Source organism: Collinsella aerofaciens (assembly GCF_902501475.1).
In the GTDB taxonomy this organism is placed as follows: Bacteria; Actinomycetota; Coriobacteriia; order Coriobacteriales; family Coriobacteriaceae; genus Collinsella; species Collinsella aerofaciens_AL.
On the sequence record NZ_CABWIF010000032.1, the window covers coordinates 1 to 3,873 of the forward strand.

General features: G+C 63.0%; 4 protein-coding genes. 3 read left to right on the top strand and 1 reads right to left on the bottom strand.

Translation table 11 applies throughout. The features are described 5' to 3' along the window. Positions 1-158: transposase (locus GDJ93_RS10345; protein ID WP_226812454.1), on the bottom strand; the 158-nt coding region annotated here is incomplete at its 3' end. Positions 159-413: 255 nt separating this feature from the next. On the opposite strand from GDJ93_RS10345, the gene pth reads away from it, so the two are divergent. From pth to gltA, 3 genes are all read left to right on the top strand, one after another. Next, a complete protein-coding gene (pth, locus tag GDJ93_RS06390) occupies positions 414-1,043 on the top strand; it encodes an aminoacyl-tRNA hydrolase (RefSeq protein ID WP_193221472.1) in 630 nt (209 codons plus the stop codon). 374 nt (positions 1,044-1,417) lie between these two features. Next, positions 1,418-2,257: a sulfide/dihydroorotate dehydrogenase-like FAD/NAD-binding protein gene (locus tag GDJ93_RS06395; RefSeq protein ID WP_006235793.1), complete on the top strand. Its 840-nt coding sequence runs from the start codon at positions 1,418-1,420 to the stop codon at positions 2,255-2,257. Beyond that, the gene (gltA, locus tag GDJ93_RS06400) at positions 2,248-3,657 is read left to right on the top strand and encodes an NADPH-dependent glutamate synthase (RefSeq protein ID WP_022094914.1); all 1,410 of its coding nucleotides are present in this window, start codon (positions 2,248-2,250) and stop codon (positions 3,655-3,657) included. The genes GDJ93_RS06395 and gltA overlap by 10 nt, the downstream gene beginning before the upstream one ends. The last annotated feature ends 216 nt before the right edge of the window (positions 3,658-3,873 follow it).

Genomic DNA, 3,873 nt, shown 5'->3' on the forward strand with positions numbered 1-3,873 from the left:
TCTCCCATCTCCTCGTATTCGCGGGCCCATCTTCTCAGCGTCGAATCCTTTATGCCGAGTTCCTCCGATAGGCCTTTGACCGTCATTTCCCCGGACAGGACCACCTTTGCCGCCGAGACCTTGAACTGCCTGTCGTATCGCTTTCTTCTTTGGGTCATCTTGAACACCTTTCGCTCTTAACTAGGTGTCCAATTCATCATACCCACTCCAAAGCCTCCCATTTCTCATGTCCAAGAAATGGGAGGCAGTTCATTGCTTCGCAAAGGTCGCGCGGGGGTTTCTTCTGTTCCGACGGCTCGCTCTGCCGCGGCCGCGCTTTTGTCTGGTGGGATTTCGCTGAAGCAAAGCCTCGCCTTCGGCGGGCGTGGTAGCCTTTGTCGTTGATTGAACTATTTACGTAACGGAGGACAAACATGGCAGCTGCACAGCCGCTCAAGATTCGCATGGTTGCCGGACTTGGCAACCCTGGCGATGAGTATGCCGAGACCCGCCACAACGCTGGCTTCAAAGCGATCGACGAGTTGGCCCGTCAGGCCGGCGTCACGTACTGGAAAAACCAGGCCGGCGCCGAGGTCGCGCTCATCAACATCAACGACCCCGAGGAAGAGGACGGCAAGCGCCAGATTGTGCTGGTCAAGCCGCAGTCGTACATGAATACCTCGGGCGGCCCCATCTCCAAGCTCTGCCGCGAATACAAGATCAAGGCCGAGGAGCTGCTCGTAATCCACGACGAGCTCGACATTCCCGCCGGCGACGTGCGCGTTAAGGTGGGCGGCGGCCATGCTGGCCACAACGGCCTGCGCTCCATCATCGACAAGATGGGCAGCCGCGACTTCAGCCGCATCCGCACCGGCATCGGCAACCCTCCCGGCAAGATGGCCGTCGCCGACTACGTGCTTAAGCAGTTGCGCGCCCGCGAGGCCGAGGACTTCCAGGACACCTGCGCTCGCGCCGCCGGCGCCGCCGGCCTGGCAATCGTCCACGGCGTGATCTATGCCCGCGACCACGTCAACGGTGCCGCCTCCGCCAACGGCAAGCACTAAAACCTACTATTTAGGGACAGGTTTATTTTGGCAGGTTTTACCTGCGGAAACGCCGCAGTGTCCGCATCGCAATAAACCGCGCGCCGCCATACGCACATAGCACCCCAAAGGGGGCCGGCCTCAACGAAGCGCGAGGCCGGCCCCCTTTGCCGTTTTACCCGATAAAACTGACCAAAATAAACCTGCCCCTGTTTGGTGGGTCAAAGTGGATAAACCCTGCTCCCAACCGCCGAAGACACACGTAAGTGACATGTCCATGAGGGTATAATTTGCACCGTATGTCTGCACAACGCCTGTGCGCGTACGGTTTTATTCGGGCTACCGTCCATTTCCGTGGAGGCACGGTTCGGTCGCCCTAACAAGAGAGGGGTTCTATGTATAAGATCCTGGAGAAGACGCAGTTCTCGGAGAAGGTGTTCAAGTTCCGCATCGAGGCGCCCGCAATCGCCAAGCATGCGCACGCTGGACAGTTCCTCATGGTTCGCGCCAACGAGACGGGCGAGCGTGTCCCGTTTACCCTGGCCGGCTGGAACGGTGACGAGGGCTGGGTCGAGTTCATCTTCATGGTGATCGGCAAGACCACCGAGATGCTGTCCACCTACGAGGCCGGCGAGTCGCTGCGCGACGTCGTGGGCCCGCTGGGCGTTCCCACCGAGATGGCCGAGGGCCCCTGCGCCGTCATTGGCGGCGGCGTCGGTCTGGCAATTGCCTTCCCGGTCGCCAAGCACCTGGTCGAAACCGGTCATGAGGTCCACGCCATCATGGGCGCCCGCACCAAGGACCTCCTGCTCATGGAGGACCAGTTCCGCGAGCTCCTCGACGAGGACCACATCCACATCACCACTGACGACGGCTCCTACGGCGAGCAGGGCGTTGTCACCGCTCCGCTGGAGCGCCTGCTGCAGGACAAGGCCGTGAGCCAGGTCTTCTGCGTCGGCCCTGTTCCGATGATGAAGTTCTCGACCCTCACCGCCCAGAAGTACGACACCCCCATCACCGCGTCGCTCAACCCCATCATGGTTGACGGCACCGGCATGTGCGGCTGCTGCCGCGTCGAGGTGGGCGGCGTGACCAAGTTCGCTTGCGTCGACGGCCCCGACTTCGATGCCACCCTGGTCGACTGGGATGACCTTCGTGCCCGCCAGGCCGCTTACCGTTCCGAAGAGGGCGAGTCCCTCAAGGCCTATGAGGAAAAGAGCTGCGCATGCCACTAGTTAACGGTCGTTTCGTTGCCGATATGAAGTCGCCCCGCACCCCCGATAACGAGGAGCCGGCTGCCGAGCGCGCCTGCGACTTCCGCCCCGTCGACAAGGGCTTCACCGAGGAGATGGCGCTGGCCGAGGCCGAGCGCTGCCTCAACTGCAAGAAGCCGTTCTGTGTTGAGGGCTGCCCCGTCAACATCAACATCCCCCGCTTTATCGAGCAGATCCGCGCGAAGGACTTCGGCGGCGCTCTCGATACCATCCGCGAGGACTCCATGCTTCCCGCCATCTGTGGCCGCGTCTGCCCGCAGGAGAACCAGTGCGAGGGCAAGTGCATCCGTGGCAAGAAGTCCGAGCCCGTGGCCATCGGCCAGCTCGAGCGCTTCCTGGGTGACCGCCCCGAGCTCGCCTCCACGCCCAAGATGGCCCCCAAGAACGGCAAGAAGGTCGCCGTCGTCGGCTCCGGCCCGTCCGGCATCACCTGCGCCGGCGAGCTCGCCCGTAACGGCTTTGACGTCACCGTCTTCGAGGCATTCTTCACCGGCGGCGGCGTGCTGGTCTACGGCATCCCCGAGTTCCGTCTGCCCAAGGCGGTCGTCAAGCGCGAGATCGACGGCCTGGAGGACATGGGCGTCAAGTTTGAGTACAACTCCGTCGTGGGCAACATGGCCACGGCCGAGGAGCTGTTCGAGCAGGGCTTCGACGCCATCTACGTGGCGACCGGCGCTGGCCTGCCCAAGTTCCTCAACGTCCCCGGCGAGAACCTGCCCAACGTCTTCTTCGCGAACGAGTACCTCACCCGCGTGAACCTGATGAAGGCCAACAAGTTCCCCGAGTACGACACCCCCACCAAGCACGGCAAGAACGTCGTCGTCTTTGGTGGCGGCAACGTGGCTATGGACGCCGTCCGTACCGCCAAGCGCCTGGGCGCCGAGCACGCCATCATCGCCTACCGTCGTACCGAGGACGAGATGCCCTGCCGTCGCGCCGAGCTGCACCATGCTAAGGCCGAGGGCGTCGAGGTTCTGCCGCTCGTCTCCCCGCTCGAGTTTGTCGCTGGCGAGGACGGCTCCGTGTGCGCCGTCAAGGTCCAGAAGATGGAGCTCGGCGAGCCCGACGAGTCCGGTCGTCGTCGCCCGGTGCCCATCGAGGGCGCCATCGAGGAGATTCCCTGCGACGTCGCGATCTCGGCTATCGGCACCAACGCCAACCCCTTCGCAAAGAAGATCGGCGGCAAGATGGAGCTCAACAAGTGGGGCTACATCGTTGCCGATGAGGAGACCGGCCAGACCACCGATCCCCGCATCTGGGCCGGCGGCGACATCGTCACCGGTGCCGCTACGGTCATTCTGGCGATGGGCGCCGGCAAGAAGGCCGCCGCTTCCATCACCAAGAGCCTGCTGGGCGAGTAATCGCCCGCAGCGCTAGCCACCAAACGGCAAAGTCCCCGTCGAGCACGCGCTGAACTGCCTCCCATTTCTTGGACATGAGAAATGGGAGGCTTTTTATGCGTGTCGACTTGAGGGTGAAGCACGACATCGTGGCCAGGAAGGCGGCGATCGGGCTCTTCGAGCGAGGCCACGGCTCCGAGTCGGCGGCGAAGGCGCTGTCGGTCCCGCGCGACACCG